The sequence below is a fragment of the Pontibacter toksunensis genome, from assembly GCF_042686245.1.
GTDB lineage: Bacteria > Bacteroidota > Bacteroidia > Cytophagales > Hymenobacteraceae > Pontibacter > Pontibacter toksunensis.
The window spans coordinates 1-16,806 of the sequence record NZ_JBHUOX010000046.1 but is presented as its reverse complement, the minus strand read 5'-3'; the positions used below and the strand labels follow the sequence as shown (position 1 = coordinate 16,806).

Sequence of the window (16,806 nt, the reverse complement as noted above, 5' to 3'; positions counted from 1 at the left end):
GGAAGCACTTAGAATGTAAGCTTTCACAGGAAGTAAGGGAGGTGTGAAATGGAGTGGTGGTTTTGAACAGCTATCTAATAGGAGCTAAATTCTAAAATCCTGTATAATCAAGATGATAGCTATTTGCAGCTTCAGAGCTATCCAGCAAGAACATGATATATTATACGTTTTAAAATTGTATTTAAGTAATTTTATTTTTAATAAAAAGGTGCCAGTACTTAAAATACATGTGTAGGTGGCAAAACAACAGGTGTAAGTGTTCCCTACCTTGAAAGAGACAAGAGGCTGTCTCAAAAATATGAATTAGGGTTTGAGTTGTTTGTTAGCTGTTCGTGGAGTTGACCATGAGCAGCGGGACCAGATTTGGGATTTGACTCCGGATCCGGTGAAACGGGCAGATGGCCGCGGCAGACCGGCTTGAGATAGCCCTATTTTATATAACTGACTTTATAGTGCATTGGAAAACCCTAATTGAACGGCAACATTGCTGTGGGAATAACGTAAAAATATATAGAAGTTAGCTCCAGAGTTATTTGGAATAACTTTAAGGAAAAGGACACTATCGGTGTCCTTTTCTGTTTTATAGCCCCGTCGGCATGACCTTATACTGCGCATCTCGTCACACATACTGCACCTGATCTTTCTTATAAGCCCTCTTATGTTAAGCAAGAGCAACGGTTCGGGTATTGCCGAAGGGGGGGATTTTAGCACTAGAGTTCGATCGAAGAACAAAAGTCGAACCTTGCACAGATGTCCAGTCGAAGCCGTTTAGCCCCGCTTTTGGCAATACCTTGTTATGTGCCGTTTAATTGATTTGAGGTAAATATTGTCTCATTGCATGAATTAATTCCTCTTTGCGTGAACCTTTGAATAATCTCACCAATAGTTTGTCGTACTGCCCGTTTCCAAGTCCAAATATTCCTGAAATTCTGTTGGTCAAGCTTTTTCTATTATATATTAAAAGAAGCTCATTAAGGCTTCTTGCATCAATAGCATTTTGAAAGCTTGTTCTAGTTTGTGCATATATAGTTGGAATATCAATTCTACCTAAAGTGGTCGTTAAGCCCGCAGTTAATCCTTGTTCATTATTTGCCTCCTTTGAAAATGCTCCAAGCTTATATTCGACAATCTTCTCAGCTTTAGAAGAAACTTGTACTTCAAATTCAGCATTCAAGGATTGAATAAGAAAGTCGATTACTTCATTCACTTTTTGTTCAGAGTTTAGTTCTAGGTGCTCTGCTATTATTCTAAGCACGGGTTCGACACAAAATAGGTTTTCAATCTCGGCGATGGAGATAGTGAAAATACCATGCTGAAGTAAAGTTTGCTTTTCTTCTTCCTCTTTGTAATCACTGTCAATCAATCCAAACACGTTTAGATGATGTATGTTATGGTTTCCCTTTAAAGCCTTTGTTGCTTCTATTACTTTTTGTCCGCTTCCTCTCGGAATTATGTGATAATCTGGGTAGACGAGTTGGTAAATAGTTGTATCTAAACTTCCATTCTCACCTTCACAAAAAATTATGTTTTTTCTTGAGCCGAGGATCTCAAGAATCAATCCATCGGGCAAATTTTCATCCCTAGGCACTTCGTCCCATTCCCATAAGTTGTTACCATTGTAACTTTTAATCCAAAATTTAAGAGCGTCTTTCCTGGATGAGGCAAAATCCAAATCATGAGTTATATAAACCAGTAGCTTTGATTGCGATAGTTCTTCAACTTTATTCCAAAGTTTATCAACCAGCGATTTGTGCAGATGTATTTCTGGTTCATCTATTATTATGATCGAATTATCTGGAGCACAAAGGCATTGCCCGATTAGATACAAGGTTACTCTTTCTCCATCACTCATTTCTTTACCATGGTATTCTGGCTCTTCCTCCTTCCTAACTAAGACTTTTCCGTCATTAAATGAAATTTGCCTATGAGGCATAATATCAGACCAAATTCGAACAATAATGTCAATAGGTGCATCTGGTACCGGGACATATGATTGGACAGCTTTGGTTTGTTGTGTATGCAACCGATCTCTTTCAGCACTTTTCGCAAAGAGTAGAGACAATAACTTATCAAAGTCATTTAATAAGAACGTTGTAGGATTGCTACCCCAACGGTCGGTAATTTTTCTGCCAACCGAAGCATGTTGGTCATCTCTACCATACAGTAAAGCTTTTTCAGCTTGTTCTAAATTTTTAAGTTGAGCAAAATCGGGGATGCTTAACGCTTTCTGAGCACTTATTCTGTGAACCGTCAACCGGCTCTGCATTGTTTGTTCTACCCATGCGCCTAGACGGGACTTTCCAGATCCATTAGCCCCAATGAGTACGATATTATTGTCTGTAGTTAGTGTTTCAGTCTGATTTGTTCGTGTTCGATTTGGAAGTGTAAGGTTAAATGTCATAATAGTGCTAGTCAGTTTGTTAATGGCACACAACTACTGTGTAAACGGCAGTCCGGTTCCGGTTATCGGTCGATTTTGACCGATAACCGGAACCGGACTGCCGAATATAGTATATATCTCCGTTAATATAAACCACATTGCAGGCACTTCCCGCACCCCGTGAAAGTACTAAAACCAGCACCCCCTCCAGGAGGCTGGAAACGGGGTTTCGCTTATAACTACTGTTATAATAAATAGGCATTCAGTTGCTATTGTGGGATAGTGAGTTTTATATCCTCTCTCACCTGCAGATAATTATTCAGGGCAATCGAATTTTTGAGGTTAGGGCTTATAAGATAAGATTTTCATTAATGTAGCGTGGCTTCTCCTCACCTTCAATTACGACAAATTGGTAGTTTTTCTACTATGTAGCAGTTCTGTTTTCGGCGGAAGTCTTCTGGATAGTGTATGTCACTCTATCTAACAAAAGGATAGGGCTGAGGACAAAGAAGCCCTTCAAGAAGCAAAGAAGATATTCAGAAGTTGTAAAGTCTTACCTATTCCTGCAGCCGTTCTAGCTATGTCTTGGGGTGTGCTGAATTGTGCTAACTGTAATGTTCAACGTTAAGTCAGTTTCAAATTCTTACACGCTTGAAACTCCTGGCGCTAGTCTAACAACGCATTCTTCGCTATCAATTCACAGGGTTACAAGCACTTACCAATCACCTAAAATATAGATTTTGATAAGAATATTACAAAAGGTATATTGAATGTTGAAACACCACTTGAAAACATGCTTAACAAAAAGCCCCTCTCCGAGCGTGACATCTGCACGAAGTTTATTACGCCTGCGCTTGTTGCGGCTGGCTGGGATATTCAAAAGCAAGTAAGAGAAGAGTGGTCCTTCACTGATGGCAGAATCATTGTGCGGGGCCAGAAGTACACCAGGGGTAAGCAGAAAAGAGCGGACTATGTGCTGTTCTACAAATCAACAATGGTGGCTATTATTGAGGCAAAGGATAACAACCACTCCGTTGGCCAAGGGATGCAGCAGGCGAAGGAGTATGCTGATATTCTGGATATCCCTTTCGTGTACAGTTCCAACGGTAACGCTTTCCTGGAATTTGACCAGACAAAAGTGGAACAAGGCGGTGAAGTAGAAAGAGAGCTAAGTTTAGAGAGTTTCCCTTCCCCTGAGGCATTGTGGCAGCGCTACGCCACTTACAAAAACCTGAATTCACAGCAGCAGGAAGTAGTAAAAGAAGAGAACCATAAAGACGAAACCGGCTTTGCCCCCCGCTATTATCAGCAGATCGCCATCAACAGAACCATAGAGGCTGTAGCAAGAGGTGATAAACGCATTTTGCTGGTAATGGCAACAGGTACGGGCAAGACCTATACAGCTTTCCAGATTATCTGGCGGCTGTGGAAGGCGAAGACTGTGAAGCGGGTGCTTTACCTGGCAGATCGGAACATACTGGTGGACCAAACCAAGACGGGCGACTTCAGGCCTTTCGGCTCAGACATCATGACCAAGATTCAGAACCGGGAGGTGGACAAGGCTTACCAAATTTACTTTGCGCTTTACCAGGGCCTGACAGGCACTGAGGAAGAAAAGAACATCTTTAAGCAATTCTCCCCTGACTTCTTTGATATGGTGGTGGTGGACGAGTGCCACCGTGGAAGCGCTAAAGAAGAATCTGCCTGGAGAGAAGTGCTTACCTATTTCAATGCTGCCGTACATGTGGGGCTCACAGCCACGCCAAAGGAAACCAAAGAGACTTCTAATATCACCTACTTTGGAGAACCAACATATACCTATTCTTTAAAGCAGGGGATAGATGATGGCTTTCTGGCTCCCTATAAAGTAGTTCGCATAAGTTTGAATGTGGACGAGGGGTACCGACCTGAAAAGGGAAAGAAAGACAGGTATGGCCATGAAATAGAAGACCGCATTTATAATACAAGAGATTTCGACCGTAACCTGGTTATCGACGACCGCACAAAGGCAGCAGCCCGAAAAATATCCGAGTACCTGAAGCTGACCGACCGTATGGCAAAAACAATTGTGTTCTGCGTGGACACGGAACACGCGGAGCGAATGCGTCAGGCGCTTGTGAACGAGAACAGCGACATGCTGCAGCAATATCCGAATTATGTAGTGCGCATAACCGGAGATGATGAAATTGGAAAGAAGGAGCTGTACAACTTCACTTCTGTAGATGAAAAGGAGCCTGTAATTGCAACTACTTCTAAGCTGCTGACAACGGGTGTAGATACCAAAATGGTGAAGGTGATTGCGCTGGAGGCTGGCATACAATCCATGACAGAGTTCAAGCAAATTATTGGGCGTGGCACCCGCCTGCGGGAGGATGATGGCAAGGTATATTTCAGTATAATGGATTTCCGGCAGGTAACCAACCTTTTTGCTGATCCTGATTTTGATGGCGACCCTGTGGTGATTTATGAGCCAGATAATAATCAACCGCCCGTGCCTCCTGAAGGAAAGGAAGGTGAAGGTGAAGGAGATGACACTGATGATCCTGGAAGAGAAGGGCCAGATGACGAGCCCGGAACAGGAAGACCAAGGAAATACTATGTGAATGATGTGGCCGTGAAGGTGATAAACGAGCGGGTGCAGTACTACGGTGCCGATGGCAGGTTAATCACGGAATCACTGAAAGACTACTCCCGCACAAAGCTGCTGAGCGAGTATGCTTCGCTGGACGATTTCCTGGTGAAGTGGAATGTGAGCGAACGCAAGGAAGCCATTATTAATGAGTTGGCGGAAAAAGGCGTGCTGTTCGAGGAACTGCAACAGGAGATTGGCTTAGACATAGATGCTTTTGACCTGATAGCGCACATCGCTTTCGACCGTCCTCCCCTGTCGCGCAAGGAAAGAGCAGAGCAGGTGAAGAAGCGCAACTACTTCGAGAAGTATGGAACGGGTGCCCGTGAAGTGCTGCAAACACTTCTGGATAAATATGCAGATGAAGGCATCAGTTCCTTGGAAAATACAGCAGTTCTGAACGTCAGGCCACTCAACCAGTTTGGCACTCCCATCGAAATTGTAAAACGCTTTGGCAAAAAAGCAGATTTTGATAAAGCGATAAACGAACTGGAGCAAGAGTTGTATCGCTCTGCCTAGGACTCTAAAGTTAAGAAATAACCAATCTTTACATCAACCATCAACAAAATTAAGCCTAGTGGAAACTTTTACAAACTACTTACAAACATCTGAGGGAATAACTTTAGCCAGCATTTCTATCGTTCTGCTAACATTCTACATAACAGGAGTTATAAAAGCAAAGCATGGTCAGATTGTAATCATAAAAGGGTATATAGACTATGTAGTTCTGATAATAGGCACTATAGGTCTTGGCTGTTCCATTTACTTTGAAAGTAGAGTTGAATACAATGATTACTTTACTATAGCGAGCATAATCGCTGTAGCTGCAGTTTCTATTACTCTACTCTTCTCAATTGCTTCTAACAAAGGGAGTTTATTGAACATGATAATTTCCTTTCTATCAAAGCTTTTTATCATGTTGATTTTTGCCTTTCTTTTTGTTGTAAGGGCGCTTGAATTGTTAAATGCAGGTAATGCAAAAAATAAGAATAAGCGATATAAAGATGGGACAAAAGGGAATCTATCGCTCGCGGCTCATAACAAAAACCGTAAATTCACGGATCTGCTGATCCGATCGCTTATTTACAAAGGCTAATAGCTACCGAAAACTAACGACTTAATTCAGGACCTACAAATACATTTACCAATACAATTACATGAGTAACCTTTCAGGTGTTATAAAATCCATCCGCGACATCATGCGCCAGGATGCAGGAGTTGACGGAGATGCACAGCGCATCTCCCAGATGGTGTGGATGCTTTTTTTGAAAGTTTTCAGCGACAAGGAGGAAGAGTGGGAACTGACCATTAAAAACTATAAATCGCCGATACCGGCCAGACTGCAGTGGAGTAATTGGGCTGCCGACGAGGAAGGCATGACTGGCGATGAGCTGCTCGACTTTGTTAACAACGAGCTGTTCGAGACGCTGAAGAACCTGGATGTATCGCCGAAAGCCAACCCACAGGGCTGGATTGTGAAGCAGGTGTTCGAGGATACCTACAACTACATGAAGAGCGGCACCCTCATCCGCCAGGTCATAAACAAGATAAACCAGATTGACTTTAACTCCTCTTCGGACCGCCACCTTTTTAACGACATTTACGAGAACATGCTGAAGGAGCTGCAAAGCGCTGGTTCCTCGGGCGAGTACTATACTCCGCGTGCCGTGACGCAGTTCATGACAGACATGACGGCGCCACAGATTGGCGAAACCGTACTGGACCCTGCCTGCGGAACAGGTGGCTTCCTAACCTGTGCCATTGAACATGTAAGCACCCAACTCAGCAACCCCACCGACATACAGACGCTTCAGGAAAGCTTTCAGGGAGTAGAGAAAAAGCCGCTGCCGCACATGCTGGCTACCACTAACCTGATGCTGCACGGCATGGACGTGCCCGTTATCCGCCACGATAACCTGTTGGTGCGCCCTTACGACAGCTGGACAAGCAAAGACCAGGTAGACATCATCCTGAGCAACCCACCTTTCGGAGGCACCGAGGAAGAAGGCACTGACGCTAACTTCCCGACCAAGTTTAAGACGAAGGAAACAGCCGACCTGTTTATGGCGCTCATCATGCGCCTGCTGAAGGCTAACGGACGCGCCGCCGTGGTACTTCCCGATGGTACGCTTTTTGGCGAGGGCGTGAAAACGCGCATCAAGGAGGAACTGTTGAGCAAGTGCAACCTGCACACGATTGTGCGCCTGCCCAACGGCGTGTTTAACCCTTACACCAGCATTAAAACTAACCTGTTGTTCTTTACCAAAGGTGAGCCGACGAAAGAGGTATGGTACTTCGAGCACCCCTACCCTGCCGGGCAGAAAAGCTATAACAAGGGGAGGCCGATTAATATAAAGGAGTTCGACTTGGAGAAAGCCTGGTGGAACAACCGTGTGGAGACGGAGTATGCATGGCGCGTACCGGTGGAGGAGATTGTGGCCCGCAACTATAACCTCGATATCAAGAACCCGCATGCGCCGGAAAATGACTTGGGTGTACCTTCCGAAATACTTGAAAAGCTGCAGCAAACGACACAGCGCGTAAAGGCGCTGCAGCAGGACATTATAAATGCATTAGAAGAATCCCTGTTAAGCTAAACCTGCATGTTACTATTGGAACAATTTAAAAACCTGACGCTGCACCCGAAAAACGCAGCCAGGCTTAAAGAACTTGTCCTGCAGCTGGCCGTGCAGGGAAAACTGACCGAAAACTGGCGCAGGCAAAACACTGACATAGAGCCTGCTTCAGAGCTGCTGAAACGCATTGAAGCGAAGAAGGCACAACTAGTGAAGGAAAACAAGATCAAGAAAGATAAATCGCTGGAGCCGATTACAGAGGATGAAGCACCTTATACTTTGCCTGAGGGATGGATGTGGTGTAGGCTTCAAGATTGTTTAGACGTGAGAGATGGCACACATGACACACCAAAATATCATCCTGAAGGAATTCCACTTGTTACAAGTAAAAACATTTCTTCTGGAAAGTTGAGCCTTCAAAATGTAAAGTACATTTCTCAGGAAGATCACACTGAAATTTCTAAAAGATCTAAAGTAGATAAGGGTGACATACTCTTTGCTATGATTGGTTCTATAGGGAATCCTGTTATTGTTGATGTAGAGCCAAACTTTAGTATTAAGAACGTAGCACTCTTCAAGTATTTGATTGAGAATTCTCCAGCACCTTATTATCTATTGCTATACTTAAACCATGCACAGGTGGAAATGAAAAGTTCTGCTACTGGTGCGGTACAATCATTTGTATCACTCAGTGGGCTAAGGCAGTATCCTTTCCCCCTCCCTCCCCTTGCCGAGCAGGAAGCCGTTGTGGCGCGGGTAGAAGAGCTAATGCAGAAAATTGAGGAGCTAGAGCGGCAAACGGCAGCACGCTTACAGCTGAAGCAGCACCTGGGAGCCGCCGCCTTGCAGCAATTAACAGTCGCAGAAGACGAAGAACTGGAGCAAAACTGGCTTTTTCTGAAGCAGCACTTCCAGACCATGTTTGATGAAGCCGCGAACGTAAAAAAGCTCCGCGAAACTATACTTCAGCTGGCTGTACAAGGCAAACTCACCACTAACTGGCGAAAGCAAAACTCCACCACCGAGCCAGCCTCCGAACTCCTGAAACGCATTCAGGCAGAAAAGGCGCAACTGGTAAAGGAGAAGAAGATAAAAAAGGAAAAACCGCTTGAGCCGATTTTAGAAGACGAGGTACCTTATACTTTGCCAGAAGGTTGGATTTGGTGTAGGTTAGGAGAGATATGTCAATTCGAAAACGGTGACAGAAGCAGTAACTATCCAAGCGGTACAGATATAAAAGAAGAGGGTATACCCTTCATTAGCACTAAGAATATTAAGGCTAGTGAAATCTCTTTGTCAAGCTTAGATTTTATCACACGAGAAAAGTTTGACTCTCTTCGAAGTGGCAAACTTCAAGACAGAGATATCCTCTTTGTTCTTAGAGGCTCTGTAGGTAAAGTAGGCCTGTTTAAGAAGAATGCTTTACACGAAACTGGATTTATAAACGCTCAGCTTCTTATCATTAGAAATTATTTAACTGAACTAGTTGAGTATGGTATAATTTATTTGACCTCGTCTGCTTTTCAGGCTTTTACACTTAATAAATCTTCAGGTAGCGCTCAACAACAACTCTCTGCCACAAATTTAAAAGAAATACTTTATCCACTCCCTTCTCTTACCGAACAAGAAGCCATCGTTGCAAAAGTAAACCAACTGATGCAGCTATGTGACGAACTGGAGCAGCAGATACAGCAGTCAAGACAAGAGACGGAGGCGCTAATGCAGGCGGTGGTGCAGGAGGCATTGCAGGTGCAGGAGGAGGTCACCTATTCAGATTAAAATCAATGATTAAAGCTAGGCATTACCAAATTATAAATTATATATAACCAACATAATTGATTTTAAATGACAGTAACTGAAATTACTAAAAGGATTTCTGAATCTGAAAACGCAGATTGGTTTAAATCGATTTCGGTTATATTAAAGTACCCTCACTTAAATGAAGAAATTACTCTTAAAGGGGCAACTTCTATCTATAGGTATGTTTCAAATCAGGCGAAGGGATGGTCAGAGTTTGATGAACCTTTACCTAATGAATTATTAATATCTAAAAACTACTTCGAGACTTTGAGAAGAAGTATAGCGAATTTCATTGAATCACATAGTAAGGGAATTAATAATAATCTGGATTACTATTGGAATAATGATATTCAAAGAAAAGTCAACAATCCGAATGGAAGCGTCTTCAATTTTGATAGCCCTGAAACAGAATTCTTACTAAAGTTGTTTTTTCAAGAACAGAATCTATTTACAGGTGCTTATAATTACATTATAGGTTCCATCAATTTTAACAGCAAACAATCCTTTTTAGGCGCCATGCTTGCCTATGAGTTTACACAGAAGAATGCTTCAGAAATAACCAAGAGAAGAACCGCTGAAAAGCCTTCTATCACCAGAATGAAGAATGACTTTGAGTTAATGCTATCAGAAGTGGATAACCAGTTAATTACTCATTTAAAAGATTCTTCTGATAAATTTCAGGAATACACAAAAACAATTGATGAATTCAAAGGCAACAAGGAAAAGCTCTTTAATGATTGGTTTATAAATACTAAAGGTGATTTCAAAACTTTCAACTCTGACTCAAATACAAAAATCAAAGATCTAGAGAATACATATGAGGAGCTACTCAGGTTAAAAAAGCCAGCAGCATATTGGAAGGATAGAGCTACAACGCTCAAAGCTGAAGGATGGAAGTCAACTTACATACTTACTGCATTAGTTGTAATAGCATGTGTTACTCTCTATTGTCTTTTATGGCTAACCCCAGAAGGCATGTTAGCTAGCTTCTTAAAAGGTGAATCCAGCGCAATTAGATGGTCCGTTGTATATATAACCTTTATCTCATTTCTAGCTTTTGGGATAAGAACACTCAATAAGATTGCTTTCAGCTCTTTTCATTTGGCGCGTGATGCAGAAGAGAGGGAGCAGCTAACACATGTCTATCTGGCACTAATCAAAGAAGAGGGAATTGATGAGAAAGACAGGCATTTAATTATGCAGTCTCTTTTCAGCAGAGCAGATACTGGTTTATTAAAAGAGGATTCCTCTCCTACCATGCCAAGTGATTTTGCAGGAAAACTAATGAATCGATAATTGTCTTTTACCTAAATACCCTCTTTAAATCAATGGCATTTGAACCCAACAAAATCACTAAAGAACATATACGTAATGCTGTATCCCGAATTAAAGAGGAGGGAATTGATCTAATACCATCTACCCGATGGGATGTGTGCATTGACAAAGAAAAATATCCCCCTAAAGACATCATGCGATATGCCCATCAGGAAATGAATGGCGAAAACTTATGGATACATAGTGGGGGAAGAGATACTAACAGGTTTTTAGAAAGGTTGGGATTTGATGTGGTTGAGAAGGAGAATATTTCAAATCCCATTAAAGAGTTGATTCAAAAGTATAAAGTAGATCTTCGGCAAAACAATTTGGCTAGTGAAGTTTATAAATGGAAACTGTTAAAAAAATTTCAGGGCAGGCCGAACTTGAATGCTCCTGATTTTTATGAAGAGATAAAGAGTATCGATTACTCAAACCTTATATACGGTGTAGGTATAGGAGTAATACATCACATAGCCAAAGATAGACCTGAGCCTTATAGAGACTGCTTTATAACCCTCTTTAATGAGGAATTCCCTTTAGCAAATCGATTACAAAAGTTCTCTTCAGAAACACTGAAAATTTATAGAGAGTTACAACCCAACCCAAAGCACTCTCACCATCACGACGAGAGGACTATGGCCACGCTCCTTACCTATTATAACCCGGGTAAGTACGCGCTTTACAAAGATTCATTCTACCAGAAGTACTGTCAGTTATTAGGCATCAAATCAAAAAAAGTAGGTGAGAAATACCTCCACTACCTTAACCTGTTGGATGATTTTATATCAGATTATCTGGTGTATGACAATGAACTACTAGAATTAGTAAATGACCTTTTGCCTGATGATGCATTCGAGGATGAGAACCATAAGTTACTTGCACAGGATATTCTATATAGAATGCTGGACGGTGTGGTTACCCCTTCTCAAAAGGAGGAGAAAGCATTTCAGGATATGCTGAAGAAATCCTCTACAGACGATTTAAACGTGTACTTCCATGTTCTGGACAGGCTGATTGAAGAACTGGATATAGCTGATGAGGCCAAACTAACCTTCAGTACATCAGAATTACTTAGCTTCCAGATTGGCATTAGGTACTGCCTCAACCTGAAGGGCGACAAGTTTGATTTCATAGCTCCGGAAGAATACACAATTGAGGGCGTACATAAAGGTCAATTCGAGGGTAAAACACAGCCATCATTTTTCCATAAAGCTTCCGCTGAAGTTGTCATGCAGCATTATCCTGCTATCAAACAGGCTGTTCAGTCTGAACTGGAGAATAACAAATACTCTAACAAAAAGAAACATGATAACCTGGCATTCAGAAAGGCTGCATTTGACAAAGAGTACAGAACCTCCATGTTCGACTATCAGGAGATAAAACCAATGACAACAAAAGAGATAATCCGACCTTTTGAGAAGCCTGCTTTTCCTCTAAATCAGATTCTTTACGGCCCTCCTGGCACCGGCAAAACATACAACACTATAGAGCTTGCAGTTGAACTTATTACAGGAAAGAAGGACATTTCACATTCGGCAAATAAAAGAACCTTCGATCGTCTGAAGAGAGAGGGGCAGATAGAGTTTATCACTTTCCACCAGAATTACTCCTATGAAGATTTTGTAGTAGGTATAAAGCCAGACCTGGACCACGCTGACCTGAAGTTCAGAAAGAATGAAGGCATTTTCTACAAGATCTGCGAAAGGGCAAAGCAAGACTACGAAATGCCACAGAAACAGACAAGCTCTTCTTCTCCCAAGTCCTTTGAGGAGGTCTTCGATGAATATTTCAAACCTTTGATAGATGATGGGAAGGAGATAGAGATTGCGATGAAGTCTGGTAAGATTCTGACGATTATAGAGATTAAAGGTAACAGTATCAGACTTCGATATCATAGTGGTTCTGAAAAGCACTCATTGAATAAAGATATTCTGAAACAAGCCTATGAAGACCGTGATGCTTTTGAGGATAGAAATATAAGTGATAATGGCAATTATAACAATTATAGGTATGTCTTAGAAGAGCTCTGGGAATTGGGTAAGCAATATAATATAGTAAAACATCTAAAAAATTATGTCCTGATTATTGATGAAATAAACAGATCCAATATCTCTAGGGTATTCGGGGAACTGATTACGTTGCTAGAGGAAGACAAGCGCTTAGGCGCCGAGAACGAACTTAAGCTTACGCTACCCAATGGTGAGCAGGATTTTGCCCTCCCTCCTAACCTTTACATTCTCGGCACGATGAACACGGCTGACAAGTCCATTGCGCTTGTGGATATAGCTCTGCGCAGGAGGTTTGAGTTCACGGGCTTCTATCCTACAAAGGCCACTATTGATGCACTGGCAGCAGAAGGTAAGGTACATGATGATGTGCCAGCGCTTTTAGCTGCTATCAATAAGAAAATCTTTGATAAGAAAGGGGCAGACTACCTGGTAGGTCACGCATACTTTATAAATGAACTAACGGATACTGATCTTGTCAAGACTATAAAGCGAAAGGTTATTCCGCTGCTCATGGAGTACTTTTCCGGCAAAATCGATGTTGTGCGCGAGTTGTTCAGTAATAGCGGCTACACTATTGCCTACGACACAGATAATTATGACTGGGCAATAGCCAAAGCTTAGGTATGTTGTTTGAGTACAGCACATTCCATCCCCTCGGCAAACTTAACAGAAAGAAGCTCGAGTCCTTCCTGCAGCAGGTATGGCAGGAGCGTTATATTGCCTATGCTGAAGAGTTCCTTGAGGCAGATACTACGCCAGAAGAAGAGAAACGATATCAGCCCTTTCTGAAATTTGATGGGGATACATTCAGGACTCAAAACTTCATTGGCTTTATTCAGCAGGATGGTGAAGCCTTGGAAATCTATCCAAAGGTTTTTAAGCGGGAGCAGGATACAACTAAAGCACTCATATTGGACCACATCTTTTACTGGTTTAGCTACTGCATTAAGTTTCACTTCCCCATTATGGAAGCTTCTTTAGACAAACGCGAGGCAGATTCCCTGCCAGAGCTATTGATCTGGCATTTTGCAAACTACACTGCTGAAGTAATAGCTTCACAGCCCTATAGCCAATACCAGGAAGTGGCAGAGGCTCTTTACTCCCCTAAAGGCCGAATTGACTTTAGCGCCTACATCCGGAATGGTGTAACCACCGGTAATTATCACCACATCGACTGTGTGCACGAGCCATTCCTATACGACAACACGCTCAACCGTGTAATCAAGTATGTGTGCCGGCTACTGCAAAGCAGTGCCACTCTTAGCAGTACGCAGGCGCTACTGCAGCAAATCACTTTTCAATTGGATGAAGTAGAAGACATTCCCTGCTCAGCTTCTGATCTGGATACCGTCACACTTAACCCGCTGTTTACAGAATATGCACCTATAGTTGAATGGTGCAGGCGCATATTGAATCAGCAGCTTTACTCTTCTAATACATACGACAGCTTGCAATGGGCTTTGCTGCTGCCAATGGAGTATGTGTTTGAGGATTTTGTGGCTGGCTTCATCAGGAAACATTTTGGCAACGTCTACAAGGTGCACTCACAGAAGTCAAACCTGCATCTTTCACAAAACCCGAAAGCTTTTCAGATGCAGCACGACATCTTTCTGGAGCACAGAAAGACTGGTGAAAAAATAATCATCGACACCAAGTACAAACCTCGCTGGGACCTGCATCAGTCTGATGTAAAACAAGGTGTGGCGCAGCCGGACATGTACCAGATGGTCAGCTATGCTTACAGAAGAGAGTGCAGCAAGGTGCTTCTCCTCTACCCTAACACATCAGAGGAACTGGCCAGTGACTATACCTTCAGCATTCCATCGGGTTTAGGAGAGAACAGCATTAATATTACAGTTTGTGAGGTGCCTTTCTGGAACGCCATCACACACAAAAAGGTAGAGGAGGATTTGAAGAATGCCCTGGCTAATATTCTGGAGTGTTGAAACACCTACTAATTTATGGGAGACATCATACAAGCCATTTGTCCATGCGGTCTGCAATCAGAAGCGATCTTTCAGGGAATCGGCTTTAACTATTATGAGACAGGTTACGCAGTAGAGCCTGCCTACTGCGATACGTGCGGCATTGTAACGGGAAAGGATATCAGTAAGAGCTTCTCTAAATGCCCTGAGTGCCGAAGGAAAATGAAGTTGTATAAAGATGAATTGGAAGCAACGAAAGAAGAACAGCATCTAATACCTCCTTACATCAACTATCAAGAGGCTAAAGAGTTTTGGCACTGTCCCAGATGCAAGCAAGAAACACTTAGATTTGAATCAATGGGCTGCTGGGATTAATCAGCAGTTTATAATAATTTGTTTTCATACGTGTTACGCCTCTTAATCAGCCCCGATATCCTTATTAAACAATACAACTTTAGATGATAACTGCCCATCAAACTAACACCGTTTATACCTCTGCACTACTCCACACAGATGAAAGATTCAGGGACGCCAGCCAGGCGCTAACCCGTATACTGGACAAACACATTATTTCACACAAACAAATACAAGGAACAAAGGATATCTGGTATCGGGACTATATGCCCCTTCAAATTAAAAAAGGAGAGCTGGTGCATTTTCGGTATGAGCCATCTTACCTGAAAGACGACCTGCATTTACAGTCTGTGCCAAGGGAGGTCTGTAAGGCAAACAACATCAAAGCCAGGTTCTCAAACATCAACCTGGACGGCGGTAATGTTGTGAATTGGGCGGACAGGGCCATCATCACAGACAGGGTATTTAGTGAAAACACAGACTATACCAGCAGAACAAAGCTGATTTCTGAAATTGAAGAGCTGTTAGGTGCTGAAGTAATCATTATACCGCAGATTAAGTCAGACTTGACGGGGCATGCGGACGGGCTTGTTCGGTTTTTAGACGGAAATACTCTACTCGGTAACAACCGGGAACAGTAATACAAGTACTGGAAAAGCGGGATAAGCAAAGCCCTCAAACACCACGGCTTGGATTATATTGATGTACCATTCTTTGAGCACAAAGATAGTAAGCACAAAGACAATGCTGTTGGGTGCTATGTAAATTTCTTAGAAGTAGGTAATCTGATTGTTATTCCCGTTTTCCAGGTAGAAGGAAATCAAGATGACAAGGTTCATGACTTGTTTAAACAGATTTATCCAAACCGAATTATAGAAACAATAAACTTCAATGAGGTTGGACTCCACGGAGGACTTATGAATTGTACAACTTGGACAATATTAGAATAATTAACCAAACAATATGTGCGGCAGATACTCAGTGATACCAAAGACAAAGGCCTAATCAAAGGCGGCGAAGCTGCTGAGCAAAGCCTTGAAAGAAGCGCATTTCAATGCTGCCCCGTCGCAGAACCTGCCGGTGGTGACAAACACCCAGCCGGACATCATCCAGTTCTTTTCCTGGGGCCTGCAGCCGTTCTGGGCGAAAGACGCGAAGGCGGTGAAGCGCTCTATCAACGCAAGAGCAGAAACGCTCACAGAGAAGCCCTCCTTCCGTAACCTGTTTAAATCGAAGCGCTGCTTGGTACCGGCGGACGGCTTCTTTGAGTGGCAGGTCACGCCGCAGGGAAAAGTACCACACCGGATACTGCTGCTGGATGAGAACACCTTCTCCTTTGCCGGGCTGTGGGATGAGTGGCTGGACAAATCATCTGGTGAAATCCTGCACACCTACACCATTATCACCACCGAGGCCAATGAACTGGTGAAGCCTATCCACGACCGCATGCCGGTGATACTATCGCCGGAGGCAGAGGAGCTGTGGCTGGATGCGCATGAGTCGCAGAATGTTTTGCTGTCGCTGCTGAAGCCCTATGCTGCCAATAAGATGAAGGCCTACCCTGTGTCACCTTTGGTGAACTCACCGCTGAACAACGTTCCGGAGGTGATCAACTCGCTGTAATAATCCGCTATATCTAAGCCTGTTTCACCCTTTCCTGTTGTATTGGCTACACATGCGCAAATAAAAATAACTAATATATTTAGCTTTTATAATTCTTGTTTACGTATTTGCTAACATTATTAGCAACAACTACTACATGTTGGATATATGTGCAGCGCAAAAGTCATCCCTATTTCCCCGCATCTCTTGGAGC

The 16,806-nt window shown here is 42.8% G+C and carries 10 protein-coding genes and 1 pseudogene; 10 read left to right on the top strand and 1 reads right to left on the bottom strand.

The genetic code is table 11. The annotated features are described in order from the left end of the window. Positions 1-805 precede the first annotated feature (805 nt). Complete coding sequence (locus ACFS7Z_RS26185; RefSeq protein ID WP_377492057.1) at positions 806-2,401, bottom strand: DUF4435 domain-containing protein; 1,596 nt, start codon at positions 2,399-2,401, stop codon at positions 806-808. A gap of 772 nt (positions 2,402-3,173) precedes the next feature. Here ACFS7Z_RS26185 and hsdR point away from each other — a divergent pair. From hsdR to ACFS7Z_RS26135, 10 genes and pseudogenes are all read left to right on the top strand, one after another. Continuing rightward, positions 3,174-5,528, top strand: a complete 2,355-nt coding sequence (gene hsdR, locus ACFS7Z_RS26180) for an EcoAI/FtnUII family type I restriction enzme subunit R (protein ID WP_377492054.1) — start codon at positions 3,174-3,176, stop codon at positions 5,526-5,528. 58 nt (positions 5,529-5,586) lie between these two features. Next, on the top strand, positions 5,587-6,105 hold the full coding sequence (locus ACFS7Z_RS26175) for a hypothetical protein (protein WP_377492051.1): 519 nt from the start codon (positions 5,587-5,589) through the stop codon (positions 6,103-6,105). A gap of 61 nt (positions 6,106-6,166) precedes the next feature. Further along, positions 6,167-7,606, top strand: a complete 1,440-nt coding sequence (locus ACFS7Z_RS26170) for a type I restriction-modification system subunit M (RefSeq protein WP_377492048.1) — start codon at positions 6,167-6,169, stop codon at positions 7,604-7,606. Between the two features lie 6 nt (positions 7,607-7,612). Then, positions 7,613-9,364 carry a restriction endonuclease subunit S gene (locus ACFS7Z_RS26165; RefSeq protein WP_377492044.1) on the top strand — a complete coding sequence of 584 codons (1,752 nt, stop codon included), beginning with the start codon at positions 7,613-7,615 and terminating at the stop codon, positions 9,362-9,364. Between the two features lie 66 nt (positions 9,365-9,430). Next, positions 9,431-10,681 carry a DUF6161 domain-containing protein gene (locus ACFS7Z_RS26160; RefSeq protein WP_377492041.1) on the top strand — a complete coding sequence of 417 codons (1,251 nt, stop codon included), beginning with the start codon at positions 9,431-9,433 and terminating at the stop codon, positions 10,679-10,681. 32 nt (positions 10,682-10,713) lie between these two features. Then, positions 10,714-13,332, top strand: coding sequence for an McrB family protein (locus ACFS7Z_RS26155; protein ID WP_377492038.1), 2,619 nt, complete (start codon positions 10,714-10,716; stop codon positions 13,330-13,332). A 2-nt stretch (positions 13,333-13,334) separates the two neighbouring features. Then, positions 13,335-14,657 carry an McrC family protein gene (locus ACFS7Z_RS26150; protein WP_377492035.1) on the top strand — a complete coding sequence of 441 codons (1,323 nt, stop codon included), beginning with the start codon at positions 13,335-13,337 and terminating at the stop codon, positions 14,655-14,657. Positions 14,658-14,672: 15 nt separating this feature from the next. Beyond that, positions 14,673-15,011, top strand: coding sequence for a hypothetical protein (locus ACFS7Z_RS26145; RefSeq protein ID WP_377492032.1), 339 nt, complete (start codon positions 14,673-14,675; stop codon positions 15,009-15,011). 83 nt (positions 15,012-15,094) lie between these two features. Continuing rightward, a pseudogene (locus ACFS7Z_RS26140) lies at positions 15,095-15,940 on the top strand (agmatine deiminase family protein). Between the two features lie 85 nt (positions 15,941-16,025). Next, a complete protein-coding gene (locus tag ACFS7Z_RS26135) occupies positions 16,026-16,613 on the top strand; it encodes an SOS response-associated peptidase (RefSeq protein ID WP_377492029.1) in 588 nt (195 codons plus the stop codon). Positions 16,614-16,806 lie beyond the last annotated feature (193 nt).

Bases quoted from the DNA above. Each gene is read 5' to 3' on its own strand.
- ACFS7Z_RS26185 (WP_377492057.1), bottom strand. From the start codon at position 2,401: ATGACATTTAACCTTACACTTCCAAATCGAACACGAACAAATCAGACT.
- hsdR (WP_377492054.1), top strand. From the start codon at position 3,174: ATGCTTAACAAAAAGCCCCTCTCCGAGCGTGACATCTGCACGAAGTTT.
- ACFS7Z_RS26170 (WP_377492048.1), top strand. From the start codon at position 6,167: ATGAGTAACCTTTCAGGTGTTATAAAATCCATCCGCGACATCATGCGC.
- ACFS7Z_RS26165 (WP_377492044.1), top strand. From the start codon at position 7,613: ATGTTACTATTGGAACAATTTAAAAACCTGACGCTGCACCCGAAAAAC.
- ACFS7Z_RS26160 (WP_377492041.1), top strand. From the start codon at position 9,431: ATGACAGTAACTGAAATTACTAAAAGGATTTCTGAATCTGAAAACGCA.
- ACFS7Z_RS26155 (WP_377492038.1), top strand. From the start codon at position 10,714: ATGGCATTTGAACCCAACAAAATCACTAAAGAACATATACGTAATGCT.
- ACFS7Z_RS26150 (WP_377492035.1), top strand. From the start codon at position 13,335: ATGTTGTTTGAGTACAGCACATTCCATCCCCTCGGCAAACTTAACAGA.
- ACFS7Z_RS26145 (WP_377492032.1), top strand. From the start codon at position 14,673: ATGGGAGACATCATACAAGCCATTTGTCCATGCGGTCTGCAATCAGAA.